1 protein-coding gene is annotated in these 380 nt (G+C 47.1%); it reads left to right on the top strand.

Annotated features, from left to right (window positions below; all coding sequences use genetic code 11):
* The coding region (gene lspA, locus A3738_RS09950; protein ID WP_068763581.1) for a signal peptidase II at positions 1 to 380 on the top strand (380 nt) is incomplete at both ends.

Genomic DNA, 380 nt, shown 5'->3' with positions numbered 1-380 from the left:
TAGATCTTTACACCAAATACTTAGCGAGCACGCAGTTGGAATATGCGATTCCTGTGCCCGTGATGCCGCACTTCAACTTTACTCTGCTCCACAACACTGGAGCGGCGTTTAGTTTTCTCGCGAATGAAGGTGGCTGGCAACGTTGGTTCTTTATTGTCTTAGCTCTGGGCGTCAGTATCGCGCTTGTTCGTTGGGTTTACACGCTCAAAAATGACCGTTGGTTAGCGATTGCTTTATGTCTCGTTTTAGGTGGGGCACTAGGTAACCTGTATGACCGGATAATGCTGGGATATGTTGTCGATTTCCTTCATTTTTACTGGAACGATTATCACTTTCCAGCCTTCAACATTGCAGATAGCGCTATCTCGGTTGGTGCCGCA

The organism is Oleiphilus sp. HI0066 (assembly GCF_001635725.1).
Note: the sequence above shows the minus strand (reverse complement) of the source record. Positions and strands in the feature narration are given on the sequence as shown.